We start from the raw sequence: 16,147 nt of genomic DNA on the forward strand, positions 1-16,147 counted from the left end.
TCAGGCGCTCAGGACTTTGCGGCCCTTGGCGCGGCGACGCGACAGGATCTTGCGGCCGTCAGCGGTCTTCATACGGGCACGGAAGCCGTGGTCGCGCTTACGCTTGAGGTTGCTGGGCTGGTAGGTGCGCTTCGTGGCCATTGGGGGCCTCTCGTATGAATGGGACGGAAAGAACCGGAAATTCTAGAGAGGTACCCCGGCACAAGTCAAGCCCTGGGAGCTACGCGAATTCACCGGGCTGTGCAATAGCTGTGGATGTTTTTGTGAATAAGTAGGGGACAAGCATTCCGAAGGCGGGCGCTCGGTGGTAGTCTGAGCCATCCATTTCCCCCCTTTCCGGCCTGTGTTTGGGCGCCTTGTCGCGTCCATGCCCCGGCCACCGGACGATTATTGCTGATGGATGCCTGGTCCCGTAGTCTCGAGCGCCTCGAAGCGGAGTTCCCGCCGGAAGACGTTCACACCTGGTTGAAGCCGCTGCAGGCCGATCTGCGCGTGGACAGCCTGGTGCTGTATGCACCGAATGCCTTCATCGTCGACCAGGTCCGCGAGCTGTACCTGGCCCGGATCCGCGAACTGCTGGCCCACTTCGCCGGTTTCAGCGACGTTTTTCTTGAAATCGGCTCGCGCCCGCGGCCGGTGGAGGCGCAGAACGCGCCGGTTTCCACGCCTTCGGCGCACGTTTCCAGCGAACCGCAGGTGCCGTTTGCCGGCAACCTGGACAACCACTACACCTTCGCCAACTTCGTCGAGGGCCGCAGCAACCAGCTGGGCCTGGCCGCGGCCTTCCAGGCAGCACAGAAGCCGGGCGATCGTGCGCACAATCCGCTGCTGCTGTACGGAGGCACCGGCCTCGGCAAGACCCACCTGATGTTTGCCGCCGGCAATGCCATGCGCCAGGCCAACCCGGGTGCCAAGGTGCTGTACCTGCGCTCGGAACAGTTCTTCAGCGCGATGATCCGGGCCCTGCAGGAAAAGACCATGGATCAGTTCAAGCGCCAGTTCCAGCAGGTGGACGCGCTGCTGATCGATGACATCCAGTTCTTCGCCGGCAAGGACCGCACCCAGGAAGAGTTCTTCCACACCTTCAACGCACTGTTCGATGGCAAGCAGCAGATCATCCTGACCTGCGACCGCTATCCGCGCGAAGTCGAAGGCCTGGAAGCGCGCCTGAAGTCGCGGCTTGCCTGGGGCCTGTCAGTCGCAATCGAACCGCCGGACTTCGAGACCCGCGCCGCGATCGTGCTGGCCAAGGCACGCGAACGCGGTGCCGAGATTCCCGATGATGTTGCGTTCCTGATTGCCAAGAAGATGCGCTCCAACGTGCGCGACCTCGAAGGTGCGCTCAATACCCTGACCGCCCGCGCCAACTTCACCGGCCGTGCGATCACCACCGAGTTCGCCCAGGAAACCCTGCGCGACCTGCTTCGCGCCCAGCAGCAGGCGATCAGCATTCCCAACATCCAGAAGACCGTTGCCGACTACTACGGCCTGCAGATCAAGGATCTGCTGTCCAAGCGCCGGACCCGCTCGCTGGCCCGCCCACGCCAGGTCGCGATGGCCCTGACCAAGGAACTGACCGAGCACAGCCTGCCCGAGATCGGCGATGCCTTTGCCGGTCGCGATCACACCACGGTGCTGCACGCCTGCCGCCAGATCCGGACCCTGATGGAAACCGACGGCAAGCTCCGCGAGGACTGGGACAAGCTGATCCGGAAGCTGAGCGAATGATGCACGGATGCCGATGAGGCGTCATCGCACAAAACGGTGCAGAATCCGGTAGCAAGCGCGGGACACGTTGTGGATAAAAACAGCTTCTGAAATCGCGGCAGATTTATCCACAGCTTTCCCCACCCCCTGGGGGTCGGTAATACAGAGGGTTTCGAGGCTTGAAACTCTTTTATTTACAAAGACTTAGCGTTGTTTTCCAGCGATTCTGTCTCTACCAGCACCACCAAGCTTTTGATTTATTCCACATTTTTTAAAGCATAGGGGCACGGAACCACATGCGTTTCACACTGCAGCGCGAAGCCTTTCTCAAGCCGTTGGCACAGGTCGTCAACGTGGTCGAACGCCGCCAGACCCTTCCGGTTCTGGCCAATTTCCTGGTCCAGGTGCAGAACGGCCAGCTGTCGCTGACCGGTACCGACCTGGAAGTGGAGATGGTGTCGCGGATCGCGGTTGAAGATGCCCAGGACGGCGAAACCACCATTCCGGCCCGCAAGCTGTTCGAGATCATCCGCGCCCTGCCCGACGGCAGCCGGATCACCGTCTCGCAGACCGGTGACAAGATCACCGTGCAGGCTGGCCGCAGCCGCTTCACCCTGGCGACCCTGCCCTCCAACGACTTCCCGTCGGTGGACGAAGTGGAAGCTACCGAGCGCGTGGCCATCGGCGAAGCGACCCTGAAGGAGCTGATCGAACGCACCGCGTTCGCGATGGCCCAGCAGGACGTGCGCTACTACCTCAACGGCCTGCTGTTCGATCTGCGCGGTGATGCCCTGCGTACCGTCGCCACCGACGGCCATCGCCTGGCACTGTGCGAAACCGATCTGGCCAAGCCGAGCGGTTCCAAGCGCCAGATCATCGTGCCGCGCAAGGGTGTGACCGAACTGCAGCGCCTGCTCGAGAGCGGCGATCGCGAGATCGAGCTGGAAGTCGGCCGCAGCCACGTTCGCGTCAAGCGCGACGATGTCACCTTCACCTCGAAGCTGATCGATGGCCGCTTCCCGGATTACGAGGCCGTGATTCCGATCGGCGCCGACCGCGAAGTGAAGGTTGATCGCGAAGCCCTGCGTGCGTCGCTGCAGCGTGCCGCGATCCTGTCGAACGAGAAGTACCGCGGCATCCGCGTGGAAGTCTCGCCGGGCAACCTGAAGATCAGCGCCCACAACCCGGAGCAGGAAGAAGCCCAGGAAGAGATCGAAGCCGATACCACGGTCAGCGATCTGGCCATTGGCTTCAACGTGAACTACCTGCTGGATGCCCTGTCTGCCCTGCGCGATGAGGAAGTGATCATCCAGCTGCGCGATTCCAATTCTTCGGCGCTGGTGCGTGAATCCAGCAGCGAGAAGTCGCGCCATGTGGTGATGCCGCTGCGTCTCTGACAGCAGCGCTGTTCCACGTGGAACCGAACGACGCCCGGAATCTTCCGGGCGTTTTTTTTTGCTGGTTCCACGTGGAGCATTAGCCCATCTGCGTTCGGATCGACACAGGCCCGACGCCTTCGTGGCCGTGGTCTGCGGTTCCACGGTCTCCGCGTAGCGAGGCGTGATCGTCGAATCGATCTCGAGTGCCAACGCTGCGCGCCTGGAGCGATTGGCACTCACTGGCTTGCACCGGATCACCGTTGCAGCGATTCACGACCTGGATCCTCCCCAGCTGCCGATGCCCCCGACCCTCCAACTGAGCTGGTCTTCGGTTCCTGCAAACGCCACTGTCCACAGGCCGGGTTTGGGGCAGATCGGGTCAAGCCTGGCTTCTAAATCTGGGTATAAATCTAAAGCATGGTGGTGATGGTAGGGCCAGATCTCGTGGAAAAATCACTTATCTATTTGATTTTAAATGTATTTATGCACCTGAAACCCCCTGTATAGGGGGCCTTGGGGCTGGGGGGGAACCTGTGGATAGTTTCTCGGGCCAGGCAAAAGGGCTTTTTTATCCACAGATTGCCCATACCTTGTGTATAAGTCATACAGGCCCCCTGTGGACAGCGTGGAACGGTCACTCCGAATTTCTTGAAATCTGTGGAACCGCCCAGAGCATGGCCTCGCAGATTTCAAGGAATCTGCGGGTTTGAACGGGCGGGCTGCGCTGCAGAGGGGCCGGGAGGCGCTTGGCGCCGCCGTGGAATCGGTGAAATCTGCCGGTATTGCCCCTGCCAGCCTGCCCAGAATTGAAGGATTCCGCCGCCTGGCCGTGGGCCAACGCGGTCACACCGGAAAGATTGCGCCACGTGGAACCGGCCGTTGCTGCCGACTCGACCGGGCTGCCTCCGGCGTGGCAGCGTGTGGGCCTCGTCGGGCTTGACCGATGCAGTAAGCTGATGGATCCCCTGCCCTTCAACCGCCCCGAGCGGATGGTCTTTCGCGCCCCATGCAGATCCGCCGCCTCGCCTTGCATCAACTGCGTCGCTTCAGTACGGTGGAGCTGTCACCCCAGCCGGGCTTGAACCTGCTGACCGGAGACAATGGCGCCGGCAAGACCAGCGTGCTCGAAGCCCTGCACCTGATGGCGTACGGGCGCAGCTTCCGTGGCCGGGTGCGCGATGGCCTGGTGCGCCAGGGCCAGGAAGCGTTGGAAATCTTCGTGGAATGGGACGAACAGCGTGCCAATCACCCGCCGCATCGCCGCAAGGCGGGCCTGCGCCATAGCGGCCAGGACTGGAAGGGCCGGTTGGACGGCGAAGACGTGGCCCAGCTTGGCAATCTCTGCGCTGCCTTGGCGGTGGTGACGTTCGAGCCCGGCAGCCATGCCCTGGTCAGTGGCGGCGGTGAACCGCGCCGGCGCTTCCTCGATTGGGGCTTGTTCCACGTGGAACCGGATTTCCTGTCGCTGTGGCGGCGCTACTCGCGGGCCCTGAAGCAGCGCAATGCCCTGCTCAAGCAAGGCGGGCCGTCGCGGATGCTCGATACCTGGGATCATGAACTGGCCGAAGCCGGCGAACCCCTGACCAGTCGTCGCCAGCATTACCTGGAACGGTTGCAGCAGCGCACCGGGGCGTTGGCGGCCAGCCTGGCCCCGCAATTGGGGATACAGGGTCTGGAACTGAGCCCAGGCTGGCGCCGGCACGAACTTCCGCTGGCCGATGCCCTGCTGCTGGCCCGGGAGCGCGACCGCCAGGCGGGTTACACCTCGGTCGGCCCGCATCGGGCGGACTGGAGTGTGGATTTCCACAGCATTCCCGGACGTGACGCGTTGTCGCGGGGCCAGGCCAAGCTGACGGCCCTGGCCTGCCTGCTGGCTCAGGCTGAAGACTATGCGGAACAGCGCGGCGAGTGGCCGGTGATCGCGCTGGATGATCTGGCTTCGGAGCTGGATCGCACCCACCAGGCACGGGTGCTGGAGCGCCTGCTCAATGGACCGGCTCAGATCTTCATTACCGCCACCGAATCCCCGGCGGCACTGCAGGATCTGACCCACATCACCCGGTTCCACGTGGAACATGCACAGATCGTGGCTGTGCCATAGTGGGCACACCAGGGCCGCTCGACCCCGGCTGGTATAATTCGGGTTGGAATCCTTTCATTCTCGGCACATCGCCCCAAGCGGTGTCCGACCTGCGGAGCCTACGGCAAGCGCAATGAGCGACGAACAGAACACCCCGGCAAACAACGGCAATTACGACGCCAACAGCATTACCGCCCTGGAAGGCCTGGAGGCTGTCCGCAAGCGTCCTGGCATGTACATCGGTGACGTGCATGACGGCACCGGTCTGCACCACATGGTGTTCGAGGTCGTCGACAACTCGATCGACGAAGCGCTGGCTGGCCACGCCGACCACGTTGCAGTGACGATCCACGCCGACGGCTCGGTCTCGGTGTCCGACAACGGCCGTGGTATCCCGGTCGGCAAGCACGAGCAGATGAGCGCCAAGCTCGGCCGCGAAGTCTCCGCCGCCGAAGTGGTGATGACCGTCCTGCACGCAGGCGGCAAGTTCGACGACAACAGCTACAAGGTTTCGGGCGGCCTGCACGGCGTCGGCGTCAGCGTGGTCAACGCGCTGTCGCAGAAGCTGCTGGTGGACGTGTTCCAGGGCGGCTTCCACTACCAGCAGGAATTCAGCAACGGCGCTGCGGTCACCCCGCTGGCGAAGCTGGAAACCACCACCAAGCGCGGTACCACCGTTCGCTTCTGGCCGTCGACCGTGGCCTTCCACGACAACGTGGAATACCACTACGACATCCTGGCCCGTCGCCTGCGCGAACTGTCGTTCCTGAACTCCGGGGTCAAGATCGTCCTTGCCGACGAGCGCGGTGACGGCCGTCGCGATGATTTCCACTACGAAGGCGGCATCCGCAGCTTCGTGGAGCATCTGGCCCAGCTGAAGACCCCGCTGCATCCGAACGTCATCTCGGTGACCGGCGAGCACAACGGCATCGTCGTGGATGTGGCGCTGCAGTGGACCGACTCCTACCAGGAGACGATGTACTGCTTCACCAACAACATTCCGCAGAAGGACGGCGGTACCCACCTGGCCGGTTTCCGCGGTGCGCTGACCCGTGTGCTCAACAACTACATCGAGCAGAACGGCATCGCCAAGCAGGCCAAGATCAACCTGACCGGCGACGACATGCGCGAAGGCATGATCGCGGTGCTGTCGGTGAAGGTGCCGGACCCGAGCTTCTCCAGCCAGACCAAGGAAAAGCTGGTCAGCTCCGACGTGCGCCCGGCGGTGGAAAACGCCTTCGGTGCGCGCCTGGAAGAGTTCCTGCAGGAGAACCCGAACGAAGCCAAGGCGATCGCCGGCAAGATCGTCGATGCCGCACGTGCACGCGAAGCCGCGCGCAAGGCCCGCGACCTGACCCGCCGCAAGGGCGCTCTGGACATCGCTGGCCTGCCGGGCAAGCTGGCCGACTGCCAGGAAAAGGATCCGGCGCTGTCCGAACTGTTCATCGTCGAGGGTGACTCGGCAGGTGGTTCGGCCAAGCAGGGCCGCAACCGCAAGAACCAGGCGGTGCTGCCGCTGCGCGGCAAGATCCTCAACGTGGAACGCGCGCGTTTCGACCGCATGCTGTCGTCCGACCAGGTGGGTACGCTGATCACCGCGCTGGGCACCGGCATCGGCCGTGACGAGTACAACCCGGACAAGCTGCGCTACCACAAGATCATCATCATGACCGACGCCGACGTCGACGGCGCCCACATCCGCACCCTGCTGCTGACGTTCTTCTACCGTCAGATGCCGGAGCTGATCGAGCGCGGTTACGTCTACATCGGCCTGCCGCCGCTGTACAAGATCAAGCAGGGCAAGCAGGAGCTGTACCTGAAGGACGATCCGGCGCTGGACAGCTACCTGGCCAGCAGCGCGGTGGAGAACGCTGCGCTGGTGCCGGCCACCGGCGAGCCGGGCATTGAAGGCCTGGCGCTGGAAAAGCTGCTGCTGGCCTATGCCGCCGCGCTGGATTCGATCGAGCGCAACGCGCACCGCTACGACCGCAACCTGCTCGAAGCGCTGGTCGACTTCGTGCCGATGGATGCGGACAGCCTGCGCACTGCCGGCGAAGGCGAAGGCCTGGATGCACTGGCCAAGCGCCTGAACCAGGGCAGCCTGGGCAGCCCGCGCTTCAGCCTGGAACTGCAGGAAGCCAACGATGAGCGCCCGGCCGCGGTGCTGGTGACCCGCCGCCACATGGGCGAGCAGCACATCCAGGTGCTCCCGATGTCGGCCTTCGAAAGCGGCGAACTGCGCGCGATCCACCAGGCCTCGAAGCTGCTGCACGGCCTGGTCCGCGAAGGTGCGACCATCTCCCGCGGCGCCAAGTCGATCGAAGTCGACAGCTTCGCCAAGGCGCAGAACTGGTTGCTCGAGGAGGCCAAGCGCGGCCGCCAGATCCAGCGATTCAAGGGCCTGGGTGAAATGAATCCGGAGCAGCTCTGGGACACCACGGTGAACCCGGAAACCCGCCGACTGCTGCAGGTGCGCATCGAGGATGCGGTCGCAGCCGACCAGATCTTCAGCACCCTGATGGGCGACGTTGTCGAGCCGCGTCGCGATTTCATCGAGGACAACGCGCTGAAGGTCGCCAACCTGGATATCTGACACAATCCGGTGACGGCCGGCGCACGGGGAGGTGCGCCGGCCTTCGACTCCCGAACGCAGGTACCTGATGTCCGCATCCGCCCCGGTTTCCGCTCCGCCCCCGATTCCGCCGGCCTCGGCCGCGCCGCGCGCCGGTTCCGCACTGGCGGGCTTCTTCATCGACCTGGGCATCGGTGCCGTCACCCTGTTCGGCCTGAGCCTGATCAGCGGGCTGTTCTGGGGTTTCTACCGCGCGATCGTGGTCAGCCATGCCAACGCGGCGGCCAATGGCGGAGCGCTGTCGACGGACACGGTCGGTGCGGCGGTCGGCCAGCCCGGTGCGCTGGCGCAGATCCTGATGGCCTTGATCGCCACCGGCGGTGCGGCCCTGCTGCTGTATTTCTGGCGACGCCCGGCCAATGCCGCAGAGCGTCTCGCCTCCCGCCAGGCGTTGCAGCGGCCCTCGACCTGGGGCTGGACCCTGCTGGTGGCCACCCTGATCGTGCTTGGCAGCAACGGCATCGCCTTCCTGGCCAAGCAGTTCGGCATCGAGCCGGTGCCCACCAACGTGGAACTCATGCAGAACGCGATCGCGCGTTTCCCGCTGTTCCTGGTGCTGTTTGCGGTGGTGCTGGCGCCGGCCTATGAGGAACTGCTGTTCCGCCGCGTGCTGTTCGGACGCCTGTGGCAGGCCGGCCGGCCCTGGCTGGGCATCGTTCTCAGCAGCCTGGCCTTCGCGCTGGTGCATGAAGTCCCCGGCCTGAGCAAGAACTCACTGCTCGGCATGGCCCAGCTGTGGCTGGTCTATGGCGGCATGGGCGCCGCGTTCTGCTGGCTGTACCAGCGCACCGGCACGTTGTGGGCGGCGATCACCGCGCATGCGTTGAACAACGCCGTGGCACTTGCCGCGATGGTGTTCCTGGGGTCAACGTAACGCCGTGTCCGCTTGACGAAAGATTAAGCCGTTACGCTACACACTGCGCACATGAACACGGGGGAGCTTCCATGAAACACCTGCTGCTGGCCCTTGTCATCACCGCCCTGGTCAGTGCGTGTGCCACCACCACCTCGCCCACCGGGCGCCGGCAGATGGTGGGTGGCGTGTCGCAGGCGCAGCTCGATCAGCTGGGTGCGCAGGCCTTCGCCGAAACCAAGCAGAAGGAAAAGATCAGCACCGACGGCCGCCAGAACGGCTACGTGCAGTGCGTGGTCAATGCCCTGGTCGCGCAGCTGCCGCCTCAATACCGTGGCGTACGGTGGGAGACCGCGGTGTTCGTCGACAAGGAGCCCAACGCGTTCGCCCTGCCCGGCGGCAAGGTCGGCGTGAATACGGGCATTTTCAGCGTCGCCAAGAACCAGGACCAGCTGGCTGCCGTGATCGGCCATGAGATCGGCCACGTCATTGCCCGCCACCACGAGGAACGCATCACCCGCCAGATGGGCGCACAGACCGGCCTGGCCGTGCTCGGCGCGCTGGCCGGAGCCGCCTACGGCGAAGGTGCCGCCAGTACGGTCAACCAGCTCGGCGGCATGGGCGCGCAGACCGCCTTCCTGCTGCCCGGCTCGCGTACCCAGGAAAGCGAGGCCGACGTGATCGGCCAGCGGTTGATGGCCCAGGCCGGTTTCAACCCGGCGCAGGCAGTCGATCTGTGGCAGAACATGATGGCCGCCAGTGGCGGTCGCAGCCCGCAATGGCTGTCCACCCACCCCGATCCGGCCAACCGGATCCAGGAACTGCGACGCGATGCACCGGGCCTGACCCCGGTCTATCAGCAGGCGCAGGCGGCCGGACTGCGGCCAAAGTGCGGATGAGTGCGCAGTTCTATGCTGTATTGCAGCACATAAAACGATTTCTCACGCCATCTGTTTCTGATACGTTTGGCGGCTCAGATTTTTCTGACAGTCCGACTTTGCCGCTAACCGGCGGTTCGATCGAGGTGAACGATGATTTTCCGTAACCACAAAGCTGTGCTTTCCGTCCTCGTCGCGACCGCCCTGACCGGCGCCGTGGTCACCGATGCCTTCGCGCAGTCCTCGCGCTCCTCCGAGCGCGGGAACCGCGGCGGCAAGCAGGCCAAGGCCGAGGTGCTGTACCCGAACGCGACCCGCCAGGAGCCGACGGTCAAGGCCTCGGCCAAGATGGGCAGCAAGCTGCAGAAAATGATCGACAGCTACAACAAGGAAAAGTTCCCGGAGACCCGCACCCAGGCCGACGCCATCCTGGCTGACAGCGCCGCGAACGAGTACGACAAGTCGCTGGCCGCGCAGCTGGCCTCGCAGGCCGCCTACCAGACCGACGACACCCCGGGCGCCATCGCGTACCTGAAGCAGGTCCTGCAGTTCAACGGCCTGGACAACAACGGCCACTTCCAGTCGATGCTGATGCTGGGCCAGCTGCAGCTGCAGGAAGACAAGACCGCTGAAGGCCTGGCCACGCTCGACAAGTACTTCGCCGAGAGCAAGTCGACCAAGCCGGAAGAACTGATCGCCAAGGGCCAGGCGCTGTACCAGCTGGAGCGCTACCAGGAAGCGATCCCGGTGCTGAAGCAGGCCATCGCCGGCGCCGCCGAACCGAAGGACAACTGGAACCAGCTGCTGATGGCAGCCCTGTCCGAAGCCGGCCAGTCCGGTGAAGCGGTCAAGGAAGCCGAAGCGCTGGCCGCCAAGAACCCGAACGACAAGAAGGCCCAGCTGAACCTGGCCAGCATGTACATGCAGGCCGAGCAGATGGACAAGGCGGCCGCGGTGATGGACAAGCTGCGCAGCAGCGGCCAGCTCACCGAAGAGCGCGAGTACAAGCAGCTGTACTCGATCTATGCCAACACCGAACACAAGGAAAAGGACGTCATCGCGGTCATCAACGAAGGGTTGCAGAAGGGCATCCTGAAGCCGGATTACCAGGTCTACCTGGCTCTGGCCCAGTCCTACTACTACTCCGACCAGGTGCCGCAGGCGATCGATGCGTGGCAGAAGGCTGCCCCGCTGTCCAAGGACGGTGAGACCTACCTGAACCTGGCACGCGTCCTGCATGCCGAAGGGCGCATCCCGGAGGCCAAGCAGGCCGCCCAGCAGGCGCTGGCGAAGGGTGTGAAGAACCAGGCTGATGCCAAAAAAATCATCAACCTGAAGTAAGTAGGAATAACGCCTGAATGCCTGCTCAGTTGATGCGCAGGCGCTCAGGATTGGTATAAGCTTGGAGGTTCCTGCGGTGTCATGCACCGCTGATCAGGGATTCCGCCCCCGGCATCCCGGCCCCACTATTGAGCTCTTGGCGCATGACGGAACAACTAGTCGTTCACCGGTACGAACAACCCGATGACAAGGGGCTGAGCTGGCCTCGCATCGTCGGCATCGCGTTTGTAATTGCCCTGCATCTGGCCGCCTTCATGATGCTCCTCATTCCCGCCGTGGCTCCCAAGGCCGTCGCGGAGAAGGAGCGCAACGTCATGGTGACCATCGTCGATGCGCCGCCGCCGCCGCCCCCGCCGCCGCCGCCGCCGCCGCCGACCGATACTCCGCCGCCGCCGGTGAAGAATCTGTCGCCGCCGAAGCCGTCGCCGGTCCCGCCGCCGCCGCAGGCGCCGGTCGTGGACGTGCCGGAACCGCGCCCGAGCGATATCGTCACCCCGCCGTCGCCTCCGTCGCCGCCGGCTGCGCCGACCTCGATCGAGGCCAGCGTGGACATCTCGTCGAAGGCCATGAATCCGCCGCGCTACCCGCCGGCAGCCTTCCGCGCTGGTATCCAGGGCGAAGTGATCCTGATCATTGATGTCGATGCCAGCGGCAACGTCACCAATGTCACGGTGGAAAAGTCCAGCCGTAACCGCGACCTGGACCGTGCTGCGATGGAAGCAGCTCGCAAGTGGCGCTTCAACGCCGCTGAATCTGGCGGTAAGAAGGCGGCAGGTCGCGTTCGCGTCCCGGTCAACTTTGCGCTGAACTGATGCGCCCGGGTGGCCGCCTGGCCACCCCCGCCCCAGTTCGATTGTTTAGCTTAGCTACACCCTTTATCACCACACACAACAAAGGTAAGCGTCATGCTGCAGGAAATTTTCATCGCCGCTGCTGCCGGGGGCAATCCGTCCAACGCCCTGTCGCAGATGGGCTTCGAGCACCTGATCCACGAAATGACCACCAAGCCGGGTGATTTCGCGGTTTCCTGGGTCGTGCTGCTGACCCTGATCGCCATGTCGGCCATGTCCTGGTACTGGACCGTCATCAACATCTTCCGTGCTACCCGCCTGAAGAGCGCCGCTGATCGCGTCGTCAGCCTGTTCTGGGACACCCCGAACGCGCAGGACGCCATCCGTGCGATGGAAGAACAGCCGGCTTCCGAGCCGTTCTCGAAGATCGCCCTGGACGCTGCGCAGGCTGCTGCCCACCACCAGCGCGCTGAAGGCGGCGCCACCGGTGGCGTGGGTGAGAACCTGAGCCGTTCGGAGTTCGTCGACCGCGCCCTGCGTCAGGCCGTGACCCGCGAAAGCAACAAGCTGCAGTCGGGCATGACCCTGCTGGCCACCGTCGGCGCGACCGCTCCGTTCGTCGGTCTGCTGGGTACCGTGTGGGGCATCTACGGCGCGCTGATCAAGATCGGTGCCACCGGCTCCGCTTCGATCGACGCCGTTGCCGGCCCGGTGGGTGAAGCGCTGATCATGACCGCGATCGGTCTGTTCGTCGCGATCCCGGCCGTGTTCGCCTTCAACTTCTTCAGCAAGATCAACAGCGCGACCATCAGCAAGTTCGATACCTTCGCGCACGACCTGCACGACTTCTTCGCCACCGGCTCGCGCGTCCGCTAATTGCGGCGCGCGTCACCCAGCGACGAAGTAAGTAGTCACCAAGATCTAGACGGAGCCCGTTATGGCTTTCAGTAGTGGTAACAGCGGCGGCCCCATGGCCGACATCAACGTTACGCCCCTCGTGGACGTGATGCTGGTGCTGCTGATCATCTTCATCATCACGGCGCCCCTGATGTCCCACAAGGTCAAGGTGGATCTGCCGGAAGCCAACCTGATCCAGAAGCCGGAAGACGCTGAAAAGCGTTCCGGACCGATCACCCTGGCAGTCAAGGAAGACGGCTCGATCTACTGGAACGACGAAGAAATCAACAAGCAGACTCTCGAGTCGCGCTTGGCGACCGCCGCCCAGCAGACCCCGCAGCCGCCGCTGAACCTGCGTGGTGACCGCACCACCAAGATGCGCGTCATCAACGACCTGACCAAGGTCGCGCAGGAGCAGGGCATGCTGGACGTCGGCTTCGTCGCGACCAAAGAGAAGGGGCAATAAGCCATGGCATTCAGTAGTGGTGGTGGCAAGGGCCCCATGGCCGACATCAACGTCACGCCCCTCGTGGACGTGATGCTGGTTCTGCTGATCATCTTCATCGTGACCGCGCCGATCATGACGTACCCGATCGCCGTGGACCTGCCGCAGCGCGTGCTCAACCCACCGCCGCAGCTGGTCGAACCGCCGCCGCCGATCGAACTGAAGATCGACGCCAGCAACCAGGTCTCGTGGAACAACAGCCCGATCAATACCAGCGAGCTGCAGCAGCGGATGGAGCAGGAGGTCCAGCGTGACCCGACCAACCAGCCGGAACTGCGCATCGACGCCAGCCCGGATTCCGAGTACGACGTGATGGCCAAGGTTCTGGCTGCCGCGAAGAACGCTCAGATGAAGAAGATCGGTTTTGTGCAGCAGTAATCGCAACACCGCAATACAACAGTCATGACGCGACTGCAGACGCCCCTGGAAACAGGGGCGTCTTTTTTTTGTTTTCCGGGGTCAGATCCCTTTTCCGCAGGAAAAGGGATCTGACCCCCATCAGGCGCGCAGGAAACGGGATCTGACCCCATCAGGCGGCACTCGCCCGCTATGATCGGCGGATGCTCGCCCTCTTCGACTCCCTGCGTCACTGGCTCGATGGCATCGCCCACCTCGGCACGATCCTGGCGGTGGCGTATCTGCTGTACCTGTTCGCGCTGGCGGGCTGGATCATGCTGCAGAAGCGCGAGCCGGTGGCCACGCTCAGCTGGATCCTGTCGCTGGCGTTGCTGCCCTACCTGGGGTTGTTCATCTACTACCTGCTCGGCCCGCAGAAGGTGAAGCGGCAGCGCCTGCGCCGCGGCCGCGCGCGCTCGGGCATGGAGCATTACAGCGATGTCTGCCCGCCCGATGCCGATTGCACCGAGCTGGCCAAGATCGCCCAGGCCACCACCGGGCTGGCGCCAAGCAGCGCGACCGAGGTCACCTGGCTGGTGGACGGTGCCGCAACCTATGCGGCCCTGCTGGAGGCGGTCGCGCAGGCCCGCGACCACATCCATCTGGAGTACTACATCTTCAACCCGGACCATGCCGGCAGCGCGTTGCGCGATGCCCTGGTCGAGCGCGCACGCGCCGGCGTGCAGGTGCGCCTGCTGCTCGACGCGGTGGGCTCGTCTGCCCTGCCCCGGCGCTTCCTGCAGCCCCTGCTCGACGCGGGCGGCGAAGCGGTCTGGTTCCATCCGCGGCAACTGCTGAAGCCGTTCAAGCGGCCGTGGTTGAACCTGCGCACGCACCGCAAGCTGGTGATCGTGGATGGCCGCCTGGCCTTCACCGGTGGCATCAACATCACCGACGACGAGGACGAAAGCCGCAACCCCGACGCTTACCGCGACCTGCACATGCGCATCCGTGGCCATGTGGTGCGCAGCCTGCAGCTGGTGTTCGCCGAAGACTGGCTGTATGCCAGCGGCCAGGACCACTCGCACTTCGACATCGCGCGGCTGTGGCCGGCCGACATGCCGCTGCGCGCCGATGGCCCGATCAATGCCCAGGTGCTGGTGTCCGGGCCGGATTCGGGCTGGGAAACCATCCATCGCCTGCACGTGGCGGCGATCCAGGAAGCGCATGAGCGGGTCTGGCTGGTCACGCCCTACTTCGTGCCGGGTGAAGCGGCGCGGATGGCGCTGACCTCGGCCGCACTGGGCGGGCTGGACGTGCGCCTGCTGGTGCCGAAGATGAGCGACTCCTGGTTCGTCACCCAGGCCGCGCGCTCCTACTTCGACGAGCTGCTGCACGCCGGCGTGAAGATCTACGAGTACGGGCCGCGGATGCTGCACACCAAGGCGTTCATCGCCGACGATGATGTCTGCATCGTCGGCAGTGCCAACTTCGATCACCGCAGTTTCCGGCTGAACTTCGAGCTGTCGATGATGATCAGCGACCGCGACCGCGTCGCCGCCCTGGCCGAGCTGCTGCAGGGCGAGTTCGACCGGGCCAGCCGCGTGCACGACCAGGCGGGCCGCCCGCTGTGGCTGCACCGCCTGCCCGAGGCCTTCGCGCGGCTGGCCTCGCCGCTGCTCTGACGCAGCGCTACACTGCGGCGATCGTCCGGGGAGCCCGACTATGTACTGGTTGTACCTGCTGCTGGCGCTGGGCTGTTTCGCCTTCGCCCTGAAGACCCCCAGCGCCGGGTTGATGGCCCTGTGCCTGCTGGCGGCCCTCGCCTTCCTGCTGGCCTGGGTGCGCGGTCGCTACGTGGCACGCTTCGGCGACCTGCAGCGCGACCCGGCCACCCTGGTCGATGCCGAGGAACTGCGCTGCCTGCGCGAACAGGCCCAGGCCCGCCGTACAGACGACGGCCACGACCACGATCCGTCCCCTCTTTCCAAGTAGTACCGTTCCATGACCCAGCTCAGCGTCAACGTCAACAAGATCGCCGTCCTGCGCAACTCGCGCGGCGGTGCCGAACCGGACGTGGTGCGTGCCGCCCAGGCCTGCCTGGATGCCGGTGCGCATGGCATTACCGTGCACCCGCGGCCGGACCGCCGCCACATCACCGCCGAGGACGTGCTGGCGCTGTCCACGCTGACGCGCGCGCGTGGCGTTGAATTCAACATCGAAGGCAACCCGTTCGCCCCGCCCCGCGAGGGTTACCCGGGCCTGTTGCCGCTGTGCGCACAGACGCGGCCGGCCCAGGCCACGCTGGTGCCCGATGGGGATGGCCAGATCACTTCCGACCACGGTTTCGATTTCGAACGGGACGCCGAGCGGCTACGCCCGCTGATCGCCGAACTGAAGGCGATGGGCTGCCGTGTCAGCCTGTTCGTCGATGCCGGCAATCCCCTGCTGGAGCAGGCGGCCGAGGTCGGTGCCGACCGCATCGAGCTGTACACCGGTCCGTACGCCGAGGCGCACGCGGCGGGCGATGCGGAGCCAATGCTGGCACTGTTCGCCGCCGCCGCGCGGCGCGCGCAGGCGGTCGGTCTCGGGGTCAACGCCGGGCACGATCTGTCGCAGGACAACCTGGGTGATTTCCTGGCCCAGGTGCCGGACGTGCTGGAAGTCTCGATCGGCCATGCGCTGATCGGTGAAGCACTGTATGACGGGTTGGACGCCACCGTGCGCGGGTACCTGGCGCTGCTGTGA

The 16,147-nt window shown here is 64.6% G+C and carries 15 protein-coding genes; 14 read left to right on the forward strand and 1 reads right to left on the reverse strand.

Going from position 1 to position 16,147, the window contains the following annotated elements; genetic code table 11:
- Entirely contained in the window at positions 1-141 is a 141-nt protein-coding gene (rpmH, locus tag Q0P60_RS14595; RefSeq protein ID WP_005411729.1) for a 50S ribosomal protein L34, read from the reverse strand.
- Between the two features lie 255 nt (positions 142-396).
- Between rpmH and dnaA the strand changes: the two genes are divergently transcribed.
- The 14 genes from dnaA (at position 397) to Q0P60_RS14665 (ending at position 16,147) form a co-directional block, all read left to right on the forward strand.
- Positions 397-1,728, forward strand: a complete 1,332-nt coding sequence (dnaA, locus tag Q0P60_RS14600) for a chromosomal replication initiator protein DnaA (protein WP_005411730.1) — start codon at positions 397-399, stop codon at positions 1,726-1,728.
- 275 nt (positions 1,729-2,003) lie between these two features.
- Complete coding sequence (dnaN, locus tag Q0P60_RS14605; RefSeq protein WP_005411731.1) at positions 2,004-3,104, forward strand: DNA polymerase III subunit beta; 1,101 nt, start codon at positions 2,004-2,006, stop codon at positions 3,102-3,104.
- 988 nt (positions 3,105-4,092) lie between these two features.
- Positions 4,093-5,187, forward strand: a complete 1,095-nt coding sequence (gene recF, locus Q0P60_RS14610; RefSeq protein ID WP_294994836.1) for a DNA replication/repair protein RecF — start codon at positions 4,093-4,095, stop codon at positions 5,185-5,187.
- 112 nt (positions 5,188-5,299) lie between these two features.
- Positions 5,300-7,759, forward strand: coding sequence for a DNA topoisomerase (ATP-hydrolyzing) subunit B (gene gyrB / locus Q0P60_RS14615; protein WP_294994839.1), 2,460 nt, complete (start codon positions 5,300-5,302; stop codon positions 7,757-7,759).
- A gap of 67 nt (positions 7,760-7,826) precedes the next feature.
- The gene (locus tag Q0P60_RS14620; protein WP_294994842.1) at positions 7,827-8,672 is read left to right on the forward strand and encodes a CPBP family intramembrane glutamic endopeptidase; all 846 of its coding nucleotides are present in this window, start codon (positions 7,827-7,829) and stop codon (positions 8,670-8,672) included.
- A gap of 71 nt (positions 8,673-8,743) precedes the next feature.
- On the forward strand, positions 8,744-9,550 hold the full coding sequence (locus tag Q0P60_RS14625) for a M48 family metallopeptidase (protein ID WP_294994845.1): 807 nt from the start codon (positions 8,744-8,746) through the stop codon (positions 9,548-9,550).
- Between the two features lie 132 nt (positions 9,551-9,682).
- Positions 9,683-10,870, forward strand: a complete 1,188-nt coding sequence (locus Q0P60_RS14630) for a tetratricopeptide repeat protein (RefSeq protein ID WP_294994848.1) — start codon at positions 9,683-9,685, stop codon at positions 10,868-10,870.
- A 254-nt stretch (positions 10,871-11,124) separates the two neighbouring features.
- Complete coding sequence (locus Q0P60_RS14635) at positions 11,125-11,682, forward strand: energy transducer TonB (protein ID WP_294994930.1); 558 nt, start codon at positions 11,125-11,127, stop codon at positions 11,680-11,682.
- Between the two features lie 93 nt (positions 11,683-11,775).
- Entirely contained in the window at positions 11,776-12,537 is a 762-nt protein-coding gene (gene exbB, locus Q0P60_RS14640) for a TonB-system energizer ExbB (RefSeq protein WP_005411738.1), read from the forward strand.
- 61 nt (positions 12,538-12,598) lie between these two features.
- The gene (locus Q0P60_RS14645) at positions 12,599-13,024 is read left to right on the forward strand and encodes a biopolymer transporter ExbD (protein ID WP_005411739.1); all 426 of its coding nucleotides are present in this window, start codon (positions 12,599-12,601) and stop codon (positions 13,022-13,024) included.
- A 3-nt stretch (positions 13,025-13,027) separates the two neighbouring features.
- Complete coding sequence (locus Q0P60_RS14650) at positions 13,028-13,441, forward strand: biopolymer transporter ExbD (RefSeq protein WP_005411740.1); 414 nt, start codon at positions 13,028-13,030, stop codon at positions 13,439-13,441.
- 182 nt (positions 13,442-13,623) lie between these two features.
- Positions 13,624-15,084, forward strand: coding sequence for a cardiolipin synthase (gene cls, locus Q0P60_RS14655; RefSeq protein ID WP_294994855.1), 1,461 nt, complete (start codon positions 13,624-13,626; stop codon positions 15,082-15,084).
- 40 nt (positions 15,085-15,124) lie between these two features.
- The gene (locus Q0P60_RS14660) at positions 15,125-15,394 is read left to right on the forward strand and encodes a hypothetical protein (protein WP_294994858.1); all 270 of its coding nucleotides are present in this window, start codon (positions 15,125-15,127) and stop codon (positions 15,392-15,394) included.
- 9 nt (positions 15,395-15,403) lie between these two features.
- On the forward strand, positions 15,404-16,147 hold the full coding sequence (locus Q0P60_RS14665; protein WP_294994861.1) for a pyridoxine 5'-phosphate synthase: 744 nt from the start codon (positions 15,404-15,406) through the stop codon (positions 16,145-16,147).

This window comes from uncultured Stenotrophomonas sp. (assembly GCF_945952405.1).
Classification (GTDB): domain Bacteria; phylum Pseudomonadota; class Gammaproteobacteria; order Xanthomonadales; family Xanthomonadaceae; genus Stenotrophomonas.

Coding starts and splice junctions, on each gene's coding strand:
- rpmH (WP_005411729.1), bottom strand. CDS start 141: ATGGCCACGAAGCGCACCTACCAGCCCAGCAACCTCAAGCGTAAGCGC.
- dnaA (WP_005411730.1), top strand. CDS start 397: ATGGATGCCTGGTCCCGTAGTCTCGAGCGCCTCGAAGCGGAGTTCCCG.
- dnaN (WP_005411731.1), top strand. CDS start 2,004: ATGCGTTTCACACTGCAGCGCGAAGCCTTTCTCAAGCCGTTGGCACAG.
- recF (WP_294994836.1), top strand. CDS start 4,093: ATGCAGATCCGCCGCCTCGCCTTGCATCAACTGCGTCGCTTCAGTACG.
- gyrB (WP_294994839.1), top strand. CDS start 5,300: ATGAGCGACGAACAGAACACCCCGGCAAACAACGGCAATTACGACGCC.
- Q0P60_RS14620 (WP_294994842.1), top strand. CDS start 7,827: ATGTCCGCATCCGCCCCGGTTTCCGCTCCGCCCCCGATTCCGCCGGCC.
- Q0P60_RS14625 (WP_294994845.1), top strand. CDS start 8,744: ATGAAACACCTGCTGCTGGCCCTTGTCATCACCGCCCTGGTCAGTGCG.
- Q0P60_RS14630 (WP_294994848.1), top strand. CDS start 9,683: ATGATTTTCCGTAACCACAAAGCTGTGCTTTCCGTCCTCGTCGCGACC.
- Q0P60_RS14635 (WP_294994930.1), top strand. CDS start 11,125: ATGATGCTCCTCATTCCCGCCGTGGCTCCCAAGGCCGTCGCGGAGAAG.
- exbB (WP_005411738.1), top strand. CDS start 11,776: ATGCTGCAGGAAATTTTCATCGCCGCTGCTGCCGGGGGCAATCCGTCC.
- Q0P60_RS14645 (WP_005411739.1), top strand. CDS start 12,599: ATGGCTTTCAGTAGTGGTAACAGCGGCGGCCCCATGGCCGACATCAAC.
- Q0P60_RS14650 (WP_005411740.1), top strand. CDS start 13,028: ATGGCATTCAGTAGTGGTGGTGGCAAGGGCCCCATGGCCGACATCAAC.
- cls (WP_294994855.1), top strand. CDS start 13,624: ATGCTCGCCCTCTTCGACTCCCTGCGTCACTGGCTCGATGGCATCGCC.
- Q0P60_RS14660 (WP_294994858.1), top strand. CDS start 15,125: ATGTACTGGTTGTACCTGCTGCTGGCGCTGGGCTGTTTCGCCTTCGCC.
- Q0P60_RS14665 (WP_294994861.1), top strand. CDS start 15,404: ATGACCCAGCTCAGCGTCAACGTCAACAAGATCGCCGTCCTGCGCAAC.